The 269-nt window shown below is 66.9% G+C and carries 1 protein-coding gene; it reads right to left on the reverse strand.

Annotation, left to right across the window (positions count from 1 at the left end):
- A partial coding sequence (locus tag HFD95_RS21905) for an Ig-like domain-containing protein (protein ID WP_167430720.1) occupies positions 1 to 269 on the reverse strand: 269 nt, incomplete at both ends.

Below are 269 nucleotides of genomic sequence, written 5' to 3' on the forward strand. Positions count from 1 at the left end.
TCGTCCACCACGTTTTCAATCGCCGGCTGCGCCGGGGCGCTGGTCAGGACGCTGAAGTCCCACGCCGCATCCGCCGTGCCGCTTACCTGCGGGCCTTCATTGCCCGCCGCGTCCACCGCCGCGACCGTCAGGGCGTGCGCCCCGCTGCTCATCGCGCTGTCCGGCGTCCAGCTCCACTTGCCGTCCGCCTCTACCGCTGCGCTGCCGATCAGCTTGCCACTGTCGTAGATATTGACGTAACTGATGTCTGCGGTAGTCGTGCCTGAGTA

It is taken from the genome of Pantoea sp. EKM10T, assembly GCF_011800685.1.
Classification (GTDB): Bacteria; Pseudomonadota; Gammaproteobacteria; order Enterobacterales; family Enterobacteriaceae; genus Pantoea; species Pantoea agglomerans.